The organism is Ochrobactrum sp. BTU1, assembly GCA_018798825.1.
GTDB lineage: Bacteria > Pseudomonadota > Alphaproteobacteria > Rhizobiales > Rhizobiaceae > Brucella.
Genome location: CP076354.1, coordinates 996,583 through 1,017,654, shown reverse-complemented (window position 1 = coordinate 1,017,654; position 21,072 = coordinate 996,583). Strand labels below are relative to the sequence as shown.

The following is a 21,072-nucleotide window of genomic DNA, read 5'->3' as shown; positions in this document are numbered from 1 at the left end:
TAATCTCTGTGACTTCAGCCGCCATGAAAACGAAGCGTTAACCATTCGAAACGATTATAAGCTTCACTATCAGGTGCTCGAATCTGTGATCCTTGCGCCAACAAAACACCCTGACGTTCGGTTGCGGAGTGTTTGTAGATCATCTATTGGAATGGTGCCTAGCGGTCGAGATTCCGGGACAGAGCTGAATATGAAAAACTACATCGCTGCATGCCTTACGCTACTGCCCGCATCGCTTTTTGCTGCGCCAGCTCTGGCTGCAGACAAGGATGAACAGTTTTTTCAGACGATTGAAGGCCAATGGTCCGGTCCGGGCGAAATTGTTGCCGGAAAATACAAGGGCACAAAATTTGTCTGCACGCTCGCAGGCACTACTCCTGACAATGCAGTTGGCATGACGCTTGATGGTTCTTGCCGCGTTGGTGTTTTCTCGCAGCCTATGAAGGCAACCGTGACGCGCGTCGGCTCCAACTATTCGGGCAAGTTTAATGACGGCGCTGAAGGTAAAGGCCTCAACGTTACCTCTGGCTCCGTAACCGGCAACAAGGTGGTTCTCGGTCTTAACCGTAAAGAGCTCAATGGCGCGATGCTTGCTCGCGTTGCCGACAAGAACACCATGAATGTGACTGTTTCGGTCCGCGTAGAGAAGGAACTTGTTCCGGTAATCGGTATGAGCCTCAAGCGTATAGATAATATCGCTGTTGGCAGCATCGCCAAAAATTAAGCGGCTCTGTGTAAAAATAGGAATTAGAGCGGTTACAATCTAATCCAGCCACCAGCCCGTATCAGTGCGGGCTTTTTCTATTTCAGAAGTGGCACAGGCCTTTTCCCAATCCGAAACAGTTTTACCCGCAATCTGAAGTGACGGCGCAATATCATTGAGCGGCACGAGCACAAATGCGCGCTCCTGAATGCGCGGGTGTGGAAGCTCCAGTGTAGGTTCGTTCGTGATAATCGCCTCGCCTGCTTCATCCTGCATCGCGAGAATATCAATATCGATGATGCGCGGCCCCCATCGCTCCAGTCGAACGCGTTTGAGTGAACGCTCTACATCAAGACAGGTATCGATGAGCTGAAGCGGCGCAAGTGCGGTTTCGATCTGCGCACAGGCATTGTGAAACCAGGCCTGATCGGTCTTTCCCCATGGCGGTGTGCGATAGACCTGAGAAACCGCGATAACTTTCGTATCGGTGCGCGCATCAAGGAGTTTCAGCGCCTTGGCCATCGAAGCGACAGGATCATCGATATTGCCGCCAAGCCCAAGCCAGGCGCGATAAGGCAAAGCAATGCTCATCAGCGTGGATAAACCACCGTTACTTCAACATGATCAAGCACGCCTGGAACTGGTGCGTTAGGCTTGCGAATGGTGATTTCAGCACGTTTGATCTGCGGGAAACGCGCAGTCAGTGCCTTGCCGACATCAAGTGCCAATGTTTCAATGAGATAGCGCTGGCTGCCTGTGATGATGTCCTGAATGACAGTGAAGGCGATGCCGTAGTGGACCGTGCCTTCAATGTCGTCATTTTCAAGCGAGTCACCCGGATCGACATCCAGGATCGCATCAACGTAGAAACGCTGACCAAGTTTATGTTCTTCGTCAAAGACGCCGTGATGCGCGAAAAATGCGCAGTTCATGATGCGGATGGTGTACACGGCTCTGTTTCCTATTAATTCTTTAATCTGCTTTGCAGGATAGCATCGGCAACTGCAAGTGCGTCCCTATTAAAAGCGACATTGTGAACACGGAAGATGTCGGCTCCTGCCAATCGCATTGCAACCGACGTCGCAGCCGTTCCGATATCCCGCATCAATGGATCAGCCTGTTCTGTGATGGCACCAATGAAACGTTTGCGCGACGTTCCCACCAATAGAGGATAGCTGAAACGCTGCAATTCTTCCATGCGTGCCATCAAAGCGATGTCTTCATCCTTGTTTTTGCCAAAGCCAAAGCCCGGATCAAGCACGATACTGCCAGCATCAATACCTGCCCTGCTCGCAATTTCCAAAGATACATCGAGAAAGGCGAACTGATCAGCAATCACATCGGGGTTGGTATTTCTATCGCGGCTCGTATGCATGATGACCAGTCCGGCACCGGTATCTTTCGCAACCTGAGCGATTTCCGGTTCTCGCTGAAGCCCCCATACATCATTGACGATATGGGCGCCCGCCTCTACCGCAAGCCTAGCTGTTGATGCGCGATAGGTATCGATCGAGATTATGCAGCCAAACTCTTTTGCAAGCGCACGTATGACTGGAACAACGCGTGCGGCTTCTGTTTCGGCGTCAACTAAAGCAGCACCGGGGCGAGTCGATTCCCCTCCGACGTCGATAATCGTTGCGCCATCGTCCAGCATGGTTTTCGCAACAATCAATGCATCATCCAGGTCATTGTGATGTCCACCATCGGAAAATGAATCCGGTGTGACGTTTAAAATGCCCATGATGACAGATTTTGCGCCCAATTGGAGGTTACGACCGTGGGCAAGTTGCCATTGTTTTATCATTGAAGAATATTCCAATTGTCTTTTCTGTCGGACTTTATGCAGCCAAACGGGCGATATGGCGTTTATTGATGGTCGTTATAGTTCTCTTGACGATTGCATGCCATGTTGCACATCAGTGAATGTACGAGTTTCTTTCTGGTTTTATGAAGAGGTGCCAGAACATGTCCTTTAAAAAACGAGTTCTGGCTTTGGGCTTAGCCCTCGCTGTTGTTGCTCCACAGGCAGAAGCTGCCTCCATTTTCCGGACGTTCAGCTATTATAATGTCAACGGGAAGACAGCTGCAGATCTCGACAAGGCACTGTCGCGCAGTGGCCCGTTTCTCAAGAAGACCGGTCAGCATCATCCTGGCGCTGCAGAAATCCGCTTCGATGCCAAGGTACGCTATGGGCGTGCTACAGGTGATCGCGCCTGCAAGGTTCAGGGCGTTTATGTGAATGTTCATGCAAAGGTCATGCTGCCGCGCTGGAAACAGCGCCGCAAGGCTGGCCCTGAACTCGCATTGATCTGGGATACTTTGTATCAGGATATTCGTCGTCACGAGGAAAGCCATATCGTTATCGCACGCAGCCATGCGAGTGAAATGGAACGTCAGATACGCTCATTGCGGAGCCGAACAGACTGCGCTACCTTGCGTTCAGACATTGATAAGGTGACGGAACGGCTTATGGCAGCGCATGATAAAGCGCAGGAGCGTTTTGATCGTGTTGAGACGATTAATTTTGAACGACGCTTTGAGCGTCTTCTGACTTATCGACTTGAGAAAATGACCCAGTAACGCCGGGGTCTATTTAGCTTGTTGCAAATTTTTCCTGATGGCTTGTGTCATCAGGGCAGCCTCGTGGAAACCTGAAAGAATGAGTTTCAGTTTTCCGGGGTAGTGGCAAACATCGCCAATCGCATAGATTTTTGGCTGTGATGTGCGAAACGTTTCAGTATTCACGACAATTGAATTGCCGAAACGCTGCAAGTCCAATGTGGCAAGCGGATCGGGGCGAACGATCTGGCCTTCTGAGGTAAATGCCCCAAGGCCCGAAGCAATCACCAGGCATTTTGAACTGAATATTGTTCCGGTGGCCGTTTTGAGCTGAATACCGTTTTCACTAGCTGAAACGCCGGTCACAAGCTGATCGAATTCGAAGGCAGGCTTGTAAGGCGCTATTTGGGTCAATAGCCGCTCAATAAGCTCTTCCCCCATAATCTTTGCAAAAGCTGGAACATCGAAAATGGGCTTATCAGCATAAAGCGCAGTACACTGACCGCCTGCTCGGCTCGCTGAATCAAACAAACGGCACGTAAGGCCAAACAGGCCCAGCTGAAAAACTGAAAAAAGAGCGACAGGCCCGGTGCCGATGATAGCGATGTCTGAATGACGTTCGACTTCCATCTGCGCTCCCTAATGTCTCGCCGCTCTTTCCTTTTATTTTAGTTCTGGCGCTCAGGCACTTTTACGACCAAACCGTCGATCTCATCGCTTACACGGATCTGGCACGAAAGACGTGAGTTTGGCTGCACTTCATAAGCGAAATCCAGCATGTCTTCTTCCATCGCATCTGGACCGCCAACAGTTTCAGTCCAGTCTTCATCCACATAGACATGGCATGTGGCGCAGGCGCAGGCACCGCCGCATTCAGCATCAATACCGGGAATGCCGTTGCGAATGGCTGCTTCCATCACGCTCGATCCATTATCGGCTTCGACTTCAGTTCGCGAAGCGCCGTCAGCGGACACGAAGATAATTTTTGTCATTGTCAGTTCCTGCGCACCTTACACGGCGCTATTGATAGCTTTTGTTCCGACTTCCTTGAAGGAAACAACAGGCTTCTTGAATATCTTGCTGAGGCAGATACGGTGTAATCGGTTCAAGTTCAACCATTGCGGCGCTTTGGACTGAAAACTGCGCCAAAATGCCGTTCCTTTTCAACGTTCCTGCCCTAGATCACCTATTTGGACGAGAGCTCTTGCTGCATGGGTGATATAGGCATTATCATCAAGTTGGAATTATCAGTCCGTGTAGCGTTATTTTTTTGCCGCATGAATCAAACTATTGGTAGAATAAAAATAACAGCTCTCTTTTAACGTGCATTTTTGTTAACGATTTGTAGCAGATGCATTATAGTGGTTTGTCGTTTCGGTTTGATTTCCACAGAATGATCGTTAACTTGAAAACGCCGGAAAACCGGGATTTTTTTAAACTGAACCCTTTTTTGTTAACCTTGTATTTAAAGTTTTAGACATCCGGCGCGGGCGCCTATTTCCTTAACAAGCCTGAGCCGATACGATGAAAAATGGCGGAGTAAGTTTTGTAACGGCTCTATGTTGATCCGGCCGTCGCAGTAATGAGTACGAGGTAGGCAAGGCTATGGCTTCTAAATCCAAGGCGCAAAAGCTCGACCACGAGGTTGAACAGGCACTTGAACAGGCACTCGACATCGATTTCGGTGACGATTTCGATATTGATATGGACCTGAGTGCAATTGACGAAGAATTCTCCGTCGATGACCTTGAAGAGCAGATTTCGCGTGCGGCCGAAGAACTGGTCGCAGAGCAGAACACGAAAGTGGTCGAAGCCGCGAAAGTCTCTCCTGTAAACATTACCACCGAAGGAACAGCGAAGGCGGAAACGATTTCTACCGTTTCAGTCATTGCGAGCCCTGCTGCGCCACCTGTGCCTCCAGTCGTCAGTGCAGTGCTTCCATCCGCCACGCCGGAAGCCGCTAACAACGCATCGAAGCCAGTCAACAAAGCTAAGGCACCAGTTCAGGACGCAGCACCAAAAGCTGCAACAGCTCCTGTTTCTCCTGCGCCATCCGTTGTAGCCGCCACGCCTGCCGCCGCTCTTACGCCTGCCAACGACGATTCGCGCAATGGCAGAGCCGTTGCTGCAGCACCGCGTCGCATTACCGAACGCTCGTCCAAGCTTTTCTGGACAACGACTGCCATGAGCGTCCTTTGGGCCGCCGGCGGCGTTGCGATCAGCAAGGCAATCAGCCCTGATGTGTTCTCCAGCCTTCAGGCAACAAAAGACTTCTTCACATCCCCTGCCGGTCTCGGCGTAACAGCTGGCGTGGCGCTGCCCGTCATCATGTTCTGGGGCTTCGCGCATCTGGTGCGTCGTGCGCAGGAAATGCACGTTGCAGCACGCAGCATGTCGGAAGCAGCGCTCAAGCTTTTGCAGCCTGAAGCCGCTGCAGGCGACCGCGTTTCCACGCTGAGCCAGGCTGTTCGCCGCGAAGTTGCAGCGATGAACGAAGGCATCGAGCGCACACTTGCACGCGCTGTCGAACTTGAAACACTCGTTCAATCCGAAGTTAATCAGCTTGAACGCGCTTATAGCGACAACGAAGTGCGCATTCGCTCGCTTGTCAGCGATCTGGGCAATGAGCGTGAAGCTGTTGTCAGCCATGCCGAACGCGTTCGCTCTTCCATTACTGGCGCTCATGAGCAGCTCAAGGAAGAATTGTCGAGCGCTGCCAATATCATACGCGATAATGTTGTATCTGCATCTCAGCAGCTCAGCTCGCTTCTCGGCGATTCTGGCGAACGTCTGATCGGCAGCATCAACGAAAGCGGCGGCGCAATTGCTGACGCCATTGAAAAGCGTACCGGCGATATTGCAACACGCATCACGACTTCCGGCGAAGCTTTTGCAAGCGAACTGGATACACGTATTGCGACGCTCGATCAGCAGTCGCGTGAAATTTCGGAACGCGTAAGCTCGGCGCTTGATGAGCGTACAGCCGGTATCGCAACTCTGCTCGGCGGCGCCACGCAGTCGATGGTCAGCGAGTTCGACGCACGCCTGACCCAGCTCGACACAACGCTGAACGAACGTGGCCGCTCGCTCCTGTCCGAGTTTGAAACACGCGCCCATGCACTTGATAGCAGCACTGAAAAGCTGAACGCGGCTCTTGAAACCCGTTCGCGTCAGATCAACGAAAATCTCATTGCACGTACTCGTGAAATTGCAGAAACCTTCTCTGGTGGCCGCAATGCACTGAGCGCAATGATCGATGAAACGAAGACCAAGATCAGCGATGATCTGACTTCGATCAGCGAAAGCGTTGGCAACGTTCTAAACGAAAAAGCTTCGGCTTTTGCTGGCAAGCTTGCAGAAAGCCGCGATGTTCTGGCGTCTTCGCTTGAAGGTGAAACTGAACGCGTTTCAGCGGTTATCCGTGGCCATGCTGATACGCTTGCCGCACGCACAAGCGATATCGAAAACGCAATTAACAACAGCGCTTCGGCTCTGGATTCGGCTGCTGAGCGGCACGCGGCTATTCTTGCTGACAGAACAAGTGTTCTTCAGGAAGAAATGGCAAACAGCGCTTCGCGCCTCGATGCGACCTTCGCAGATCACTCGCGTTCGCTCGAAGAGCGTGCAGCCTCTCTGCAGGGTGTCATCGCTGGCAATCAGGCAATGCTTGCTCAGCTGATGGATGAACGTACAAGCGTATTGCGCGATAATTTCAACGAAAATCGTGAACTGATCGCTCGTACTTTTGATGAACGGGTCAATTCGCTGCAGTCTCTAATTGCTGACAATCAGCAGGAGCTGGCACGCGTATTCGACGAACGCTCGCAGACGCTTAGCGAAACAATCGGTGCAAGCCGTTCTGCCTTTGAAGCAACGTTCAATGATCACGTTCAGCACGTCGAAGAACGCACGAGTGGACTGCGCTCGGTTCTCAACGATCACAACAGCGCCCTCGTCCATATCCTTGATGGGCATGAACAGACGATTGAAGGCCGCACCGCTGCAATCCGCGAAACTCTGACTGAAAGCACTGCGTCGCTCAGCCAGACCCTTCAGGATCATGGCGATATCCTTTCGCAGCGCACGACCAATCTGCACAACGCGATTGAGAACAGCAGCGATGCGATCAGCCGCGCTTTCGAAGGCCAGACCGGCATTATCGAAGAACGCACACAGACCATGGAAAAGGCGCTTTCGATTGGCGTCGACAATGTTCGTCGCGCACTCGAACAGAGTGCTGGTGTCGTCGCAGGCTCGCTGCGTGAGAAGATCACGGAAGCAGCCAGCACGCTTTCTGCTGAAGCAGCGAAAGCTGGTCAGGCTCTCGACGGCTTTGGTCAGAGCTTCAGTGCCGATCTCATTGCGAACCTCTCCGGCACTGAAGAACGCCTCGGCGAACGCGCAAATGCAATTGCAGAACGTCTGTCGCAGATCGAAAGCAGCATTGCTGATACCGCAACCAAGACAAGCGATACGCTTGCTGGTCACAGTGAAGCATTTGCCGCAAGCGTTGCCGATAATCTGGCTGGCACAGAAGCTCGCCTGAATGAACGTGCAAGCGCGATTGCCGGCGGTCTCGAAGCCATTGAAAGCCGCCTCACCGGTGAGCTTTCAGCAATTGAAGCCCGTATCGCAGACACTGCGACCAAAACCAGTGAAACACTGGCCGGTCATAGCGAAGCATTCTCTTCAAGTGTTACGGAAAATCTTTCCGGCACTGAAGCTCGCCTTGCTGAACGCGCAGATGCCATTGCAACGCGCCTCGGCGACATTGGTTCGCGCATCACGATGGAACTTGGTTCGGTTGAAGCCCGTATCGCTCAAGTTACCGATACGACTGCCGTTACGCTTGAAGAACGTACCCGTGAGCTGAATGCTGTCCTCGCTGCACGTTCGCAGGAAATCACGCAGATCCTCAACGATACTGCTGAACCGCTCGTACAGCGTCTTGCAGATAGCGGTCGCGGCCTTGCTCAGCAGCTTGAAGAAGCGACCCATGCAGCAACTGACCGTCTTCGTTCGGAAAATGCAGCACTGGTCAACGCATTGGCCAGCCGTACGGCTGAAACAATTGCTGCTGTCCAGCAGGCGAAGTCTGGCCTCTCGGACAATGTCAGCGAACTGATCGACCGCCTCGCCGCTTCAAACGGTGAACTCGGCAAGCTGATCGATGCTGCAGCCCGCAACCTGACAGACATTGATGGTCGTCTCGTTGAAACAACCAGCAGCTTCGTTGAAAATGCAAACCGCGCAGCACAGATGTTCCAGGCTTCGACCGGTCTCATCGACAACAACATCGGAACGCTGCGTGCGCTTTCGGATGGTACCCTGTCGCAGATCGCTGATATTGCGGAACGCTTTGAAGAACACGGCAAGGTTCTCTCGTCTGCTTCGGACATGATCAACTCGGCTCAGAATGGCCTTGCAGGTACTCTTGAAGATCGTCACCTGGCGCTCGACAAGCTGGCTTCCGGTCTGGTCGAAAAGTCGGAAGGCATCGAGAAGCTGATGCAGTCGTTTGAAACGGTTGTTGCATCTGCCTTCCAGCGTGCTGAAGGACAGACTCGCGTTTCTGCTGAAAAGATGCGCGAAAGCGTTTCCGAGATCGTGGAACAGGCTTCGCAGAAGTTCTCGGCTGCCACCGACGATATCCGTCGCACAGCTTCGGAAATTCGCAGCGAACTCGACACAACCCGTGGCGAGCTCAAGCGTGGCGTTCTCGACATGCCTGCAGAAGCAAAAGAAACGACGAGTGCCATGCGCAAGGCGGTTGGCGAGCAGATCAATGCTCTCAAGGAGCTTGCTGAAATCGTCAACAAGTCGGGACGTCTGGTCGATGTTGGCGAAAGCCGTGCAGACCGCTCGGTTTCCCGTCCGGTTCAGACCCAGCGCGCTGCTCCAGCTCCGACACCAGTTCAAGCTCCTGTCGCGCCACGCCCACAGGCTCAGGCACCACAGGCTGATATTGCAGTCCGTAGCCGCCCTGTAGAGGCACCAAAGGCCGCTCAGCCTGCACAATCGGCTGAAAAGCCACGCGGTTGGGTTTCGGACCTTCTGGCTCGCGCCTCCCGTGACGATGAAGCTGCAGCGCCATCCCAGCCGCAGTCGACACAGGCTCCGCGTTCACCGAGCCACGTCGTTGAATCGCTCAACTCGCTTTCGGTCGATATTGCGCGTGCAATCGATCATGAAGCGTCGGTTGAACTCTGGGACCGCTACCGCCGTGGCGAACGCAATGTCTTCACCCGTCGTCTTTACACGCTGAAGGGTCAGCAGACCTTTGATGATATCAAGCGCAAGTATCAGACCGATGGTGAATTCCGCCGCGCCGTAGACCGTTACATGGACGATTTCCAGCGCTTGCTTGAAGACGTTGCACGCAACGATCGCGATAACATGGTCACTCAGACCTATCTCACGTCGGATACCGGCAAGGTTTACACCATGCTCGCTCACGCAAGCGGACGTCTGCGCTAATCGCGGACCATATAGAATGAAAGAAAAACGCGGCTCTCAGGCCGCGTTTTTTGTTTTGGAATGAAAACGGATTATCGAAGCTGCATGTCTCAAATTATCGAAACAGAGCAGTAGAGTGAAACGAGTTCAAGGTGAAGCAAACCCGGGGTGAATAATCAATTCATTGGACTGATTACACACAAATCCGGCTCCGACGTTTCCGCGTCAAGCACTAGAGCGTGTCGCGCTTAATCGCACCCATGGCTCTCGCTCCAGATTCTGTTAGTTGTCGCATGTTGCAGCTAAATGAATCCATTTAGCTGCAACATGCTTTAGGCTGGCACGAAAAAAGCAGGCCGGAGATTATCCGACCTGCTTTGGAGTGCGTTTCGATTTGATTGGATCAGATCGACGCCCTAAGCCTTTTTATTTGAAGCATAATCTTATCGATCCTCGTTTCACCCCGATAGGATTATGCTTTGACTTTAGATGCGCTCCGAAATGATTAAAGCGACGATATCGTCCAGCCCACAACCTCGCTTACAGTCCGATCAAACGCAGCGTCCAGTGCTTTGACATAGGCGCTGTTTGTCGCGCCACTGACCGGAACGGATGAGCGGAACACGCGCGTTGAGCGTACTTCACCATTCTTGTCATTCATCAGCTTCACGGCAAGCTCTACGACTGCAACACGCTGTCCACCGTAGACCTGAACGCCGAACATGCGCAGATCGGTGAGTATCTGATAATTGATTGCCAAGCCGTCGCCAGGACGGCCTACACCACCAAAGACACCCGTATTTTCATAGGCCTGCACAATTCGCGACTGAACGATATTCGTCAGGCGGTCGCCCCATTGTGCGCCCTTCAGATATTCGATTGAGCCCGGTGAAGAGCTGATAACGATATTTTCGCTGTCGAGGGCTTTCAACGCCGTAGGAGTTGGTATCAGCAACTGAATGCTCTTCCGGCTAGGGGAAGAAACATTGGGCTGCGGTGCCGAAAGGTTGAAAGTATCGAGGGGCGTTGTCGTTCCACAGCCTGCGAGAAGGCCCACAACGAGTGCAGACACAGCAGAAGCTTTGATGAGCGACCGGCGTGATTTCATATCAACGGAACCGATTCTGGAAATCAATGACGCGCCCTCCCGTTATACTGCGGTACGTTACCTTGTCCGCCGAAAATCAGACGCTGCGGATTGCGTTCGAGATCTGTAATTGCCTGTTCAATACGCTGGATCGAACGACGGCTGTCAACCACAACCGACTGAACATCGCGCAGACCTTGGCCTGAAAAACGCTGCAGATTGTCTGCAATCGGTCCGAGACGCTTGTCGAGATTAGTTGAGGTCTGGCGGATTGATTCAAGCGTGGCTTTTGCCTGCGCTACAACGCCATCCTTGTCGTCGCTAGACAGAAGCTTATCAGCCTTGGCCATGATACCTTCAACGCGAACGGATGCTGCATTCAAGCGGGCCATCATATCTTTTGCATCTGTGATGATCTGATTGATGTTGCCAGTATTGGAACCAAGTTCTTCAATCACATCGGCATTCTTCGCCAGCGCGTCTGTGAAAGTCTTGGTGTTCTTGATCGTGTCAGTCAGAGGGCCGCGCGCATCTTTTGCAAAGCCTTCCAGTTCGCCCAAAACACTGTTCGCACGGGCAAAGATGTCCTGTGCAGTGGCGAGTAGATTGTTGATTGAGGACGGATCGGCGTCAATACGCGCAACCGTGTCTTCCTTTGCAGCTTCGGTCAGAAGATTGGGTTCATCCAGACGCCCGCCCTTCAATTCGATGTAAGCCTGGCCTGTGAGGCCCTGAAAACCGAGCGTAGCGGCAGTTGAGCGTGTGATCGGCGTTGTAGCATTAACGCGCGTCTGCACAATCACCATGCCGGGATTGGTCTCATCGAGATGCAGGCGGCGCACATCACCAACCTTGATACCGTTAAACAACACCTGACTACCGATGCTGAGGCCCGTTACCGAACCCGGAATGCGCACATCAAGAGCAACCGAATCCCTCGCTTCACCGAAGCGGGCGATCCAGTACACGAAACCGAACGCCAGTAGACTGACGATCAGCGTGAACACTCCTACCAGTACGTAATTGGCTCTCGTTTCCATACCTTATCCAGTCTGCAAGCGGCTACCCGGCCGCCGTCTGCTTGGCGCCGAAGTGTCAATCTGGCGCGCGCGCTTGCCTTGAAAATAGGATTTAACCCATGGATCGTCTACAGTCAGCATGTCTTCAATGGAACCGCTGACCAACACTTTTTTGTTGCCCAAAACTGCAATGCGATCGCAAATCGCAAACAGACTGTCGAGGTCGTGCGTGACCATATAGACAGTCAGCCCCATAGTATCGCGAAGGTTCGCAATCAGCTCGTCAAAGTCTGCTGCACCGATTGGATCAAGACCCGAAGTCGGCTCATCAAGGAAGACGATATCGGGATCAAGAGCCAGTGCGCGGGCTAGAGCTGCGCGCTTGATCATGCCGCCTGAAAGCTCCGACGGGAATTTCTCAGCTGTATCCGGTTTCAGTCCCACCAGATCGATCTTCAAACGCGCAAGCTCATCCATAAGCTTTGGTGAAAGATCGAGATATTCACGCATCGGCACCTGAATGTTTTCCAGTACATTCAACGCTGAGAAAAGCGCACCATGCTGGAACAGAACACCCATGCGCATATCGATGGCCATTTTCTCGACGTCGCCCAGACGATCGATGTTTTTGCCCAATATCTCGATATCTCCAGACTGCTTTTTATTCAGTCCGAGAATTGTGCGCATAAGCACCGACTTACCGGAACCGGACGGTCCGATGAAGCCAAGCACCTCGCCCTTGTATATATCAAGCGACAGCTTATCGAGAACAGGCGCACGACCGCCGAAAGAAACAGTAACATCACGCACCGATATGATCGGCACGGGCGCCTGATTGCTTTCCTCGTCGTGTGATTGTGGCTGCTGATCGATACTGCTCTCCATACCTATTCTTTATCCGAGCTTGCTCTGAGACTGAACCGCAAGCGAGAATCTCAAGTCTGATTTATCTCTGACTGTGTCCGAAATAGCCCATAAAAACAACGGATCGTCACACTTTTAAAAATCAATAGCGGCATAGAACATGGCAAACATGCCATCTACTACGATTACGACAAAGATCGCTTTGACCACAGAAGCAGTAACGCGACGCCCAAGCGATTCTGCGCTGCCGCCGACCTTCATGCCTTCAACCGAGGCGAGAATGCCAATGATCATTGCCATAAACGGCGCTTTAATGAGGCCAGCGAAATATGTATTGAGCGCCACTGCATCATGCAGACGGCTGATAAAAGCTTCCGGTGAAATATTTGAGTAAAACCAGGCAACGCCTGCAGCACCAATCAAAGCCGCAAGATCGGCGATGATAGTCAACAGCGGCAGAACGACGACGAGTGCCACAAGACGCGGAAACACCAAAACACCGACCGGATTAAGACCGATAACCGTAAGTGCGTCTGTTTCCTCGCGCATTTTCATCGAACCAATTTCAGCGGTAATCGCACTTCCTGAACGGCCCGCGATCATGATGGCGGTCAACAAGACACCCAGTTCGCGCAGTACAAGAATACCGACCAGATCGACAACAAAGATTTCAGCGCCGAAATAGCGGAGCTGAAAGGCACCCTGCTGTGCGATAATCGCACCAACAATCGTCGACATAAGTATAATGATCGGAATGGCACCAACGCCCATACGATCCATCTGTGTGACAATGGCCGGGATAGGAATACCACTGCCGCGACCAGCTTTCAGCTGCGCTCCACGGATGGTAGCGCCAAGAATATGCATGGCCATTTTGAAATCGTCATAGATCGAGACGACGCCTCGGCCCAGCGATTCCAGCATACGAATAATGACGAATGGCTTTTTGACTTGCGGCACATCAAGTGTACGCTCGACGGCATTACCGACCTCTTCCATAAGCGGAAGCCAGGCGGGCTTAACACCCTCAAGACGAACATCGATATTTTGCGACTTCAGCCTCTGACGCAGACGCTCTATGAGCCATGCACCAGCAGTGTCGAGGCCTGCCACGTCAGTCGCATCTATGATGACTGCCTGCGAACCGCCAACTTTTTCAAGCTCACGCATTTTCTTGTCCACGAAGTTGACGCTTTGGGAAACCCAGCGTCCACTCAGGCTAACAAGACGCGCGCCATCGTGCTCGGCCAAATCAATCTTTGGCGCGACATTGGCAGCAGTACTTGCTTTGTCGGCAGTGTCGGTCAACATGGCCTAACCTCATACACGAGTCGTTGCACGACCGAAATACTGCGTCCTAAAGGGCATATCCATGCACAATAGCTTGAAAATCATTCATGAACGCTATCCCATCGCCGGGAAATTCACAATCTCCCGCGGCTCGAAGACTGAAGCCGCAGTGATCGTATGCGAGATCGGGCATAATGGCCTATTGGGGCGCGGCGAATGCGTTCCATATGCACGCTATAGCGAATCAATTGAGAGCGTAAGCGAACAAATTGAAGCCGTGCGCTCAGCTATTGAAAGCGGTGCCACACGTCAGGATATTCAGACGCTCATGCCAGCAGGTGCAGCCCGCAATGCGGTTGATTGTGCAATGTGGGATTTGGAAGCCAAACTCTCTGGCAAGAGTGTCGCCGATACACTTGGCACACCGACGCGGGCGCTGGAAACCGCCATTACAGTGTCGCTCGGAACGCCCGAAGAAATGGCGGAATCGACTGCGAAGGTCGCGCATTACCCTCTAATCAAAGTGAAAATGGGCGGCGACAACGATATCGAGCGTATTCACGCAGTTGCCGATGCGGCTCCAAACAGCCGCATCATTATCGATGCAAATGAAGGCTGGACTGAAGATAATATCGAAGAAAATATGGCTGCCGCAGCCAAAGCAGGCGTGGTTCTGATTGAACAGCCCCTGCCCGCCGGTAAAGATGATATTCTAAGCCGCATCGAACGCCCGGTGATTATATGCGCCGATGAAAGCGTTCATACGTCTGTCGGTTTGGAAGATCTCGCCAAGCGTTATGATGCCGTGAATATCAAGCTCGATAAGGCTGGTGGCCTGACCGAAGGTTTGATTATGCGCGAAAAGGCTACTTCGCTCGGACTGCAAATCATGGTTGGCTGTATGGTTGGTACATCGCTTGGCATGGCGCCTGCCGTTTTGCTTGCGCAGAAAGCCGATGTCGTTGACCTGGACGGTCCGCTGTTATTGGCACACGACCGTGATCCAGGACTGCGCTATGACGGGGCATTGGTTTATCCGCCAGAGGCGACTGTCTGGGGTTGATTCTCGGTTCTGCTGAAAGGTTGTGCGACACTCTTCGTTGACGACAGAACGTTTTCGAAGATGTCCGCACAGGCTTCCCATGTGAAAGGCTTGAGCACTTCAGCGGGATCAAAGGCTGGCATTTCAAGTGCCGCAATGCATGCTTCATGCAAATCTTCGGACAAAACCCCCGCTCCTGTTGCGCCCACAACATCGGATGATCCCGGTACGGGAAATGCCGCCACAGGCAGGCCCGACGAAATGGCTTCCAGCAGAACGAGGCCAAACGTGTCGGTTCTGCTCGGAAACACAAACACATCCGCCGATGCATAGACACGCGCGAGGTCCTTGCCCTCTTTCTTGCCAATGAAAACGGTTTCCGGAAAACGGGTTTTCAAATCGTCGAGTGCCGGACCGTCGCCGACGATCAATTTCGTTCCCGGCAGTTTCAACTCCAGAAATGCTGGCAGGTTCTTTTCTGTAGCGACGCGTCCGACGCAGATAAAGACCGGCTGCGGCAGGTCCCTTTTAACATCGTCGCGTGGATGAAAAAGCGTGCGATCAACACCGCGGGTCCAAAGCTCCAGCCCTGTAAAACCACGTCCATGCAAATCGTCGAGGATTGATTGGGTTGGAACAAGTGTATGGGACGCCGCATTATGAAAGCGGCGCAAGAACGCGTAAGTCCACTTTGGCGGAATTGGAAACCTGTCCTGAAGATATTCAGGAAAGCGGGTGTGAAAGCTTGTCGTAAAGTTCCAACCCATTTTAAGACATGCACGCCGCGCCATGAAGCCCAGCGGACCTTCGGTAGCGATATGCACATAGTCCGGCTGCATTTTCACGAGCCGTCGGCGGAAGGCCGATGGGGTCGTCATGGCCAGACGAATTTCGGGATATGTCGGACAAGGTACCGAACGGTAATCCTGTGGAGAGATGACAATCACCTCATAGCCACGTTCGGTCATCAGTTCACAGCATTTTGCCAGCGTTCTCACAACGCCATTTACTTGTGGATGCCAGGCGTCTGTTACGATGACCAGTTTCTTCATCTGCTGCCATTCACCGCTTTGCGGGCTGCTCTCGGAAGCCTGATTATTCTTCCGCCTGCATTTGCGTCTTGCACGGCAGGGAGTGATGGTTTCTGGCCCAGACGCTCAGTCCATTCCAGCAACTCCATACGTCCATCGAAATGCTCGACAACCGCTGTGCAGCTTTCTACCCAATCGCCGGTGTTGATATATTCAACGCCGTTCATCTTCTCGATGGTCGCATGATGGATGTGACCGCAGATAACGCCATCGACGCCGATGCGTTGTGCTTCTTCTGAAACCACGTCTTCAAACTTGCCGATGAAGTTGACCGCTTTCTTCACGCGGAATTTAGCCCAAGCGGAAAACGACCAGTAACGCAGACCAAACATTGCACGCACGCGGCTCATGATCGTGTTGATCCAGATGGCCGTATCGTAAGCCCAGTCACCAAGATATGCGATAAAGCGTGCATTGCGCACCACAACGTCGAACTGATCGCCGTGAATGACGAGGAATTTACGTCCGTCCGCCGCTTCATGAATAGCGCGGTTCATCACTTCGATGCCGCCAAAATGCGTACCCTGAAAATTGCGCAGGAACTCATCGTGGTTGCCGGCAATATAAATGATTGTCGCGCCCTTGCGGCTTTTGCGCAGAAGCTTCTGCACAACATCGTTGTGTTCCTGTGGCCAATGCCAGTTGCGTCGCAAACGCCAGCCATCAACGATATCACCAACCAGATAGATCGTTTCAGCATCATGGCAACGCAGGAAGTCCAGCAAAAGTTCGGCCTGAGCCGCTTTGGAGCCAAGATGCACGTCAGAAATAAACAGAGTGCGGTATTTCTTTGACTCAGTCTGTTCATCGCTCATTTGGTTGTCCTTCCGATGGCAACCCGGATTTGAGCGTAGAAAACCCGATTCATGTCACAGACATATGACGGTTAAAAAAGAGACGCAAAGCCAATAACTTCGCGTCTCTCAAATAGAATTTTCAATATATCTGAATGTTTATCTCAGGGGCTGAGATCAAATATGTCGAAGTAAAACTAAGTGACTGTATCAATTTTGGGACCAACATAGATCGACTGTGGACGAATAAGTTTGTTCTCTTTTATTTGTTCACGGCAGTGTGCAACCCAACCCAATGTTCGCCCCATGGCAAATACGGAGGTGAAAGCTGCGCGAGGGATATCAAGCTGTTCAAGCAGTAAAGCCGTATAATATTCGACATTGGTTGACAGCATTCGTTCCGGCTTATGCTTATTCAGCACAGCGATTGCTGCAGTTTCCACCGCTTCAGCCAAATGCAGCCTGTCTTTGTTAGCGTTTTTGCTCTCTATAATGCGATGAAGCGCAGCTTTGATTACATCGGCCCGGGGATCACGAATGCGGTAAATCCGATGACCAAAACCCATTATGCGCTCACCTTTGGAAACAGCCCTATCCAGCCAAACTTCTGCATTCTTGGCATTTCCAATCGCGTCCAACATATCAAGCACAGGAGCAGGTGCTCCGCCGTGAAGTGGGCCTTTCAAAGCGCCGATTGCGGCCAGAATTGATGACGTCATCCCCGCCTGTGTCGAAGCAACCACACGGGCAGCGAAGGTCGATGCATTCAAACCGTGATCAGAAACAGATACGAGGTAGCTATTGAGGGCCTGAACATCAATTTCCTCCGGCATTCTGACATTCATCATACGTAGAAAGTCGACGCTATGCGGAAGAGAAGGATCGGGAGACAGCATCTGTCGTCCACGTTTCATACGCATAATGGCAGGAGTGAAAACAGCCGGAGCTGCAACCATATAAAGAGCGGCTGTAAGGTCATCTCCGTCGGGGATTCTGGCCATCAGCGCACGCACGACTTCTATCGGCGGCAGTTCAAGCAACACATCGTCTATTGCATCGGTGTGATGAAAAATCTGAGCACGAGCCTCACCGAGCGCACGCTGAAGTTCCTCTCCCTTGGGAAGGTCATCAAACAAGCCATCCCATAGAAGCTCAATACAATCCTCAAAACTGGTATGAGGAACAAGATTATCGAGCGATCGCCCACGAATGATGAGTTTTCCCGAAAGACCATCGACATCCGACAAAACGGTTTCGGTGACGACAATATTTTCAAGGCCACTGCGCATGACACATATATCCTAGTTTGTTTACTGAATTTTACTAAGTATAAGCCTCCAAAAATTAAACGAAACAGTGCTATATAGTTAGCTATTAAAGTAATTTCTTATATAAATTATCCCAGATAATGAGGGATACGAATTTTCAAAATCGAAGCGATATTCCCGGTAAAATTAAGGTCGCAATTATTTGAGTGGTAAAAAAGCGCGGAACAGGTGGACATTTCCGCGCGTCAACCAAAATCCGGTTGATTGCGACATTGGCTTGGTGGCATGTCTGTTGCCATAAAAGAAGCTGTTTCACTCGAAATACCATTCAACTGCGGAATAACTGCTTCTCGAAATCGGGCCTATAGTGATTTGATAGTTTGAGATAAGAACGATAATGGCTCAAAAGACGCAAATAAGCGTCCCTGCGCGGTTTCCTCCCCCAGCTGCGCGCATGAACCGGAAAGCGATGCGATAATGACGAATAAAAAGACCCCCTCCACTTCCACGCGTTCGGATTTTGACGAAGCGGCCCTGTTCTTCCACCGCTACCCGAAGCCGGGTAAGCTGGAAATTCAAGCCACCAAGCCGCTCGGAAATCAGCGCGACCTTGCGCTTGCTTATTCGCCAGGCGTCGCCGCCCCCTGCCTCGCCATCCATGAAGATCCCGCTGCAGCTGCCGAATATACGGCGCGTGGCAATCTGGTCGCAGTTATTTCAAACGGCACCGCGGTTCTTGGCCTTGGCAATATCGGCGCACTTGCATCCAAGCCAGTGATGGAAGGCAAGGCCGTTCTCTTTAAGAAATTCGCGGATATCGATGTTTTCGACATTGAAGTCGATGCACATGAAATCAACCGTATCGTTGATGTTGTTTCCGCGCTCGAACCGACCTTTGGCGGTATCAACCTCGAAGACATCAAGGCACCTGAATGCTTTGAAGTTGAAGAGCAACTGCGCGCCAAAATGAATATTCCGGTCTTCCATGACGATCAGCACGGAACGGCAATTATTGTCGCTGCCGCAGTGCTCAATGGATTGGAATTGGCTGGAAAAGAAATTGGCACTGCCAAGATTGTAACTTCAGGCGCCGGTGCTGCGGCACTTGCCTGTCTTAACCTGCTGGTTAATCTTGGTGCCAAGCGCGAAAACATCTTTGTCTGCGATATTGAAGGCGTGGTCTATGAAGGCCGCAATACGCTTATGGATCGCTGGAAGGAAGTGTACGCACAGAAGACCGACGCACGCGTGCTGGCCGATGTTATCGGCGGCGCAGACGTTTTCCTCGGCTTGTCGGCGGCTGGTGTTCTAAAGCCTGAGCTTCTCAAGCAGATGGCTGAAAAGCCATTGATCATGGCACTGGCTAATCCAAATCCAGAAATCATGCCGGAAGCTGCGCGCGAAGCACGCGCCGATGCTATGATCTGCACCGGACGTTCAGACTATCCGAACCAGGTCAACAACGTCCTCTGCTTCCCTTACATCTTCCGTGGCGCACTTGATGTGGGTGCGACTGCAATCAATGAAGAAATGAAGCTCGCAGCGGTTCGTGCTATTGCGGCATTGGCTCGCGAAGAACCTTCTGATGTTGCTGCCCGGGCCTATTCTGGTGATACACCGACTTTCGGACCAGATCACATTATCCCGTCGCCATTCGATCAGCGTTTGATCCTGCGTATCGCTCCTGCGGTTGCCAAGGCTGCGATGGAAAGCGGCGTTGCAACGCGTCCAATCGAAGACTGGGAAGCTTATACCGACAGGCTGAACCGCTTCGTCTTCCGTTCCGGCCTCATCATGAAGCCAGTCTTCGCGGCAGCCCGCGCGCAGAGCAAGCCGATGCGCGTGATCTATGCTGACGGTGAAGATGAACGTGTATTGCGTGCTGCTCAGGTGGTTATCGAAGAACGTATTGCTGCACCAATCCTCGTTGGTCGTCCACACGTTATCGAAACACGCCTTCAGCGCTACGGTCTAAAGATTCGTCCAGGCACTGATTTCGATCTTATCAATCCGGAAGATGATCCACGTTACCGTGATTATGTCGACCTTTATCTGTCCTATACGGGCCGTCAGGGTGTGACTCCTGAGGCGGCACGTACAATCGTACGTACCAACTCGACGGCAATTGCAGCGCTGGCTGTGATGCGCGATGAAGCAGATGCCATGATCTGTGGTCTGGAAGGACGCTTTGAGCGCCATATGCGCGTCGTGAAGCAGATTATCGGCAAGCTTCCAGGTATCAGCGATTATTCTGCCCTCAGCCTGCTTATTTCGCAGCGCGGCGCACTGTTCCTCACCGACACTTATGTCAGCGTAGAACCGGAAGCCGAAGAAATCGCTGAAATGGCAATTCTGGCTGCCAAGGAAATCAGCCGTTTCGGAATTGAACCAAAGGCTGCACTCGTTTCACATTCCAACTTCGGATCGAAAGAATCCGCAAGTGCAGAGAAGATGCGTCGGGCCGCAGCGTTGCTGGCAGAAAAAGCTCCAGAGCTTGAATCTGATGGTGAAATGCATGGCGACTCTGCGCTTTCGCAAGCTTTGCGGGATCGCGTATTCCCGAACTCGCGCCTCAAGGGCGAAGCAAACCTTCTGGTTTTCCCGAACCTTGACGCGGCAAACATCACGCTAAACGTGGTCAAGACGGTGACTGATGCACTGCATGTTGGGCCAATTCTGCTCGGCACAGCGCGCCCTGCCCACATCCTTACGCCGTCAGTTACATCGCGTGGCGTTGTGAATATGACCGCTCTGGCAGTTGTTGAAGCACTTCAGCGCTCGGGAGAATTGAAGAAGTAAAATAGAATAAGAACTTGCTATAATATATATTATCAATTTATAATAAACGCCAAGTATGAATAATCGTACTTGGCGTTTATGCTTTCTTAAATACAATACA

17 protein-coding genes are annotated in these 21,072 nt (G+C 52.1%); 5 read left to right on the top strand and 12 right to left on the bottom strand.

The window, feature by feature from the left end; translation table 11 throughout:
* Positions 1-190 precede the first annotated feature (190 nt).
* Positions 191-724, top strand: coding sequence for a hypothetical protein (locus tag KMS41_04880; protein ID QWK78569.1), 534 nt, complete (start codon positions 191-193; stop codon positions 722-724).
* Between the two features lie 39 nt (positions 725-763).
* Here KMS41_04880 and folK read toward each other — a convergent pair whose 3' ends face one another.
* The 3 genes from folK to folP are packed head-to-tail and all read right to left on the bottom strand — an operon-like array spanning position 764 to position 2,507.
* Positions 764-1,294, bottom strand: coding sequence for a 2-amino-4-hydroxy-6-hydroxymethyldihydropteridine diphosphokinase (gene folK / locus KMS41_04875; protein QWK78568.1), 531 nt, complete (start codon positions 1,292-1,294; stop codon positions 764-766).
* On the bottom strand, positions 1,294-1,653 hold the full coding sequence (gene folB / locus KMS41_04870; protein QWK78567.1) for a dihydroneopterin aldolase: 360 nt from the start codon (positions 1,651-1,653) through the stop codon (positions 1,294-1,296). The genes folK and folB overlap by 1 nt, the downstream gene beginning before the upstream one ends.
* A 14-nt stretch (positions 1,654-1,667) precedes the next feature.
* Positions 1,668-2,507: a dihydropteroate synthase gene (gene folP / locus KMS41_04865; GenBank protein ID QWK78566.1), complete on the bottom strand. Its 840-nt coding sequence runs from the start codon at positions 2,505-2,507 to the stop codon at positions 1,668-1,670.
* 161 nt (positions 2,508-2,668) lie between these two features.
* Here folP and KMS41_04860 point away from each other — a divergent pair, with 161 nt between their 5' ends.
* Positions 2,669-3,283, top strand: a complete 615-nt coding sequence (locus KMS41_04860; protein QWK78565.1) for a DUF922 domain-containing protein — start codon at positions 2,669-2,671, stop codon at positions 3,281-3,283.
* Positions 3,284-3,292: 9 nt separating this feature from the next.
* Here KMS41_04860 and KMS41_04855 read toward each other — a convergent pair whose 3' ends face one another.
* Positions 3,293-3,892, bottom strand: coding sequence for an FAD-dependent oxidoreductase (locus KMS41_04855; GenBank protein QWK78564.1), 600 nt, complete (start codon positions 3,890-3,892; stop codon positions 3,293-3,295).
* 38 nt (positions 3,893-3,930) lie between these two features.
* Positions 3,931-4,254 (bottom strand): (2Fe-2S)-binding protein, encoded by a 324-nt coding sequence (locus KMS41_04850; protein QWK78563.1) that lies wholly within the window; start codon positions 4,252-4,254, stop codon positions 3,931-3,933.
* Between the two features lie 613 nt (positions 4,255-4,867).
* Between KMS41_04850 and KMS41_04845 the strand changes: the two genes are divergently transcribed.
* Positions 4,868-9,739, top strand: coding sequence for a kinesin (locus KMS41_04845; GenBank protein QWK78562.1), 4,872 nt, complete (start codon positions 4,868-4,870; stop codon positions 9,737-9,739).
* Positions 9,740-10,223: 484 nt separating this feature from the next.
* Here KMS41_04845 and KMS41_04840 read toward each other — a convergent pair whose 3' ends face one another.
* The 4 genes from KMS41_04840 to KMS41_04825 all read right to left on the bottom strand — a co-directional run bounded on the left by KMS41_04840 (position 10,224) and on the right by KMS41_04825 (position 13,999).
* On the bottom strand, positions 10,224-10,853 hold the full coding sequence (locus tag KMS41_04840) for a membrane integrity-associated transporter subunit PqiC (protein QWK78561.1): 630 nt from the start codon (positions 10,851-10,853) through the stop codon (positions 10,224-10,226).
* Positions 10,850-11,845, bottom strand: a complete 996-nt coding sequence (locus KMS41_04835; GenBank protein ID QWK78560.1) for an MCE family protein — start codon at positions 11,843-11,845, stop codon at positions 10,850-10,852. Before KMS41_04835 ends, KMS41_04840 begins: the two co-directional genes overlap by 4 nt.
* A 3-nt stretch (positions 11,846-11,848) precedes the next feature.
* Entirely contained in the window at positions 11,849-12,709 is an 861-nt protein-coding gene (locus tag KMS41_04830; protein QWK78559.1) for an ABC transporter ATP-binding protein, read from the bottom strand.
* A gap of 114 nt (positions 12,710-12,823) precedes the next feature.
* Positions 12,824-13,999, bottom strand: coding sequence for an ABC transporter permease (locus tag KMS41_04825; GenBank protein ID QWK78558.1), 1,176 nt, complete (start codon positions 13,997-13,999; stop codon positions 12,824-12,826).
* A gap of 61 nt (positions 14,000-14,060) precedes the next feature.
* Here KMS41_04825 and KMS41_04820 point away from each other — a divergent pair, with 61 nt between their 5' ends.
* Positions 14,061-15,041, top strand: coding sequence for a dipeptide epimerase (locus KMS41_04820; protein QWK78557.1), 981 nt, complete (start codon positions 14,061-14,063; stop codon positions 15,039-15,041).
* Here the strand turns inward: KMS41_04820 and KMS41_04815 are convergent.
* The 3 genes from KMS41_04815 to KMS41_04805 form a co-directional block, all read right to left on the bottom strand.
* Positions 15,011-16,072, bottom strand: coding sequence for a glycosyltransferase family 1 protein (locus KMS41_04815; protein QWK78556.1), 1,062 nt, complete (start codon positions 16,070-16,072; stop codon positions 15,011-15,013). The two genes, KMS41_04820 and KMS41_04815, sit on opposite strands and share 31 nt — an antisense overlap.
* Complete coding sequence (locus KMS41_04810) at positions 16,069-16,926, bottom strand: UDP-2,3-diacylglucosamine diphosphatase (GenBank protein QWK78555.1); 858 nt, start codon at positions 16,924-16,926, stop codon at positions 16,069-16,071. Before KMS41_04810 ends, KMS41_04815 begins: the two co-directional genes overlap by 4 nt.
* Positions 16,927-17,102: 176 nt before the next feature.
* On the bottom strand, positions 17,103-18,194 hold the full coding sequence (locus tag KMS41_04805; GenBank protein QWK78554.1) for a citrate synthase/methylcitrate synthase: 1,092 nt from the start codon (positions 18,192-18,194) through the stop codon (positions 17,103-17,105).
* 456 nt (positions 18,195-18,650) lie between these two features.
* On the opposite strand from KMS41_04805, the gene KMS41_04800 reads away from it, so the two are divergent.
* Entirely contained in the window at positions 18,651-20,972 is a 2,322-nt protein-coding gene (locus KMS41_04800) for an NADP-dependent malic enzyme (protein ID QWK78553.1), read from the top strand.
* Positions 20,973-21,072: the final 100 nt, after the last annotated feature.

Excerpts from the sequence above, each read along its gene's own strand:
- KMS41_04825 (QWK78558.1), bottom strand. The coding sequence starts at position 13,999 with ATGTTGACCGACACTGCCGACAAAGCAAGTACTGCTGCCAATGTCGCG.
- KMS41_04855 (QWK78564.1), bottom strand. The coding sequence starts at position 3,892 with ATGGAAGTCGAACGTCATTCAGACATCGCTATCATCGGCACCGGGCCT.
- KMS41_04820 (QWK78557.1), top strand. The coding sequence starts at position 14,061 with ATGCACAATAGCTTGAAAATCATTCATGAACGCTATCCCATCGCCGGG.
- KMS41_04800 (QWK78553.1), top strand. The coding sequence starts at position 18,651 with ATGACGAATAAAAAGACCCCCTCCACTTCCACGCGTTCGGATTTTGAC.
- KMS41_04830 (QWK78559.1), bottom strand. The coding sequence starts at position 12,709 with ATGGAGAGCAGTATCGATCAGCAGCCACAATCACACGACGAGGAAAGC.
- KMS41_04880 (QWK78569.1), top strand. The coding sequence starts at position 191 with ATGAAAAACTACATCGCTGCATGCCTTACGCTACTGCCCGCATCGCTT.
- KMS41_04860 (QWK78565.1), top strand. The coding sequence starts at position 2,669 with ATGTCCTTTAAAAAACGAGTTCTGGCTTTGGGCTTAGCCCTCGCTGTT.
- folP (QWK78566.1), bottom strand. The coding sequence starts at position 2,507 with ATGATAAAACAATGGCAACTTGCCCACGGTCGTAACCTCCAATTGGGC.
- KMS41_04835 (QWK78560.1), bottom strand. The coding sequence starts at position 11,845 with ATGGAAACGAGAGCCAATTACGTACTGGTAGGAGTGTTCACGCTGATC.
- folK (QWK78568.1), bottom strand. The coding sequence starts at position 1,294 with ATGAGCATTGCTTTGCCTTATCGCGCCTGGCTTGGGCTTGGCGGCAAT.
- KMS41_04845 (QWK78562.1), top strand. The coding sequence starts at position 4,868 with ATGGCTTCTAAATCCAAGGCGCAAAAGCTCGACCACGAGGTTGAACAG.
- KMS41_04850 (QWK78563.1), bottom strand. The coding sequence starts at position 4,254 with ATGACAAAAATTATCTTCGTGTCCGCTGACGGCGCTTCGCGAACTGAA.
- KMS41_04815 (QWK78556.1), bottom strand. The coding sequence starts at position 16,072 with ATGAAGAAACTGGTCATCGTAACAGACGCCTGGCATCCACAAGTAAAT.
- KMS41_04810 (QWK78555.1), bottom strand. The coding sequence starts at position 16,926 with ATGAGCGATGAACAGACTGAGTCAAAGAAATACCGCACTCTGTTTATT.
- KMS41_04805 (QWK78554.1), bottom strand. The coding sequence starts at position 18,194 with ATGCGCAGTGGCCTTGAAAATATTGTCGTCACCGAAACCGTTTTGTCG.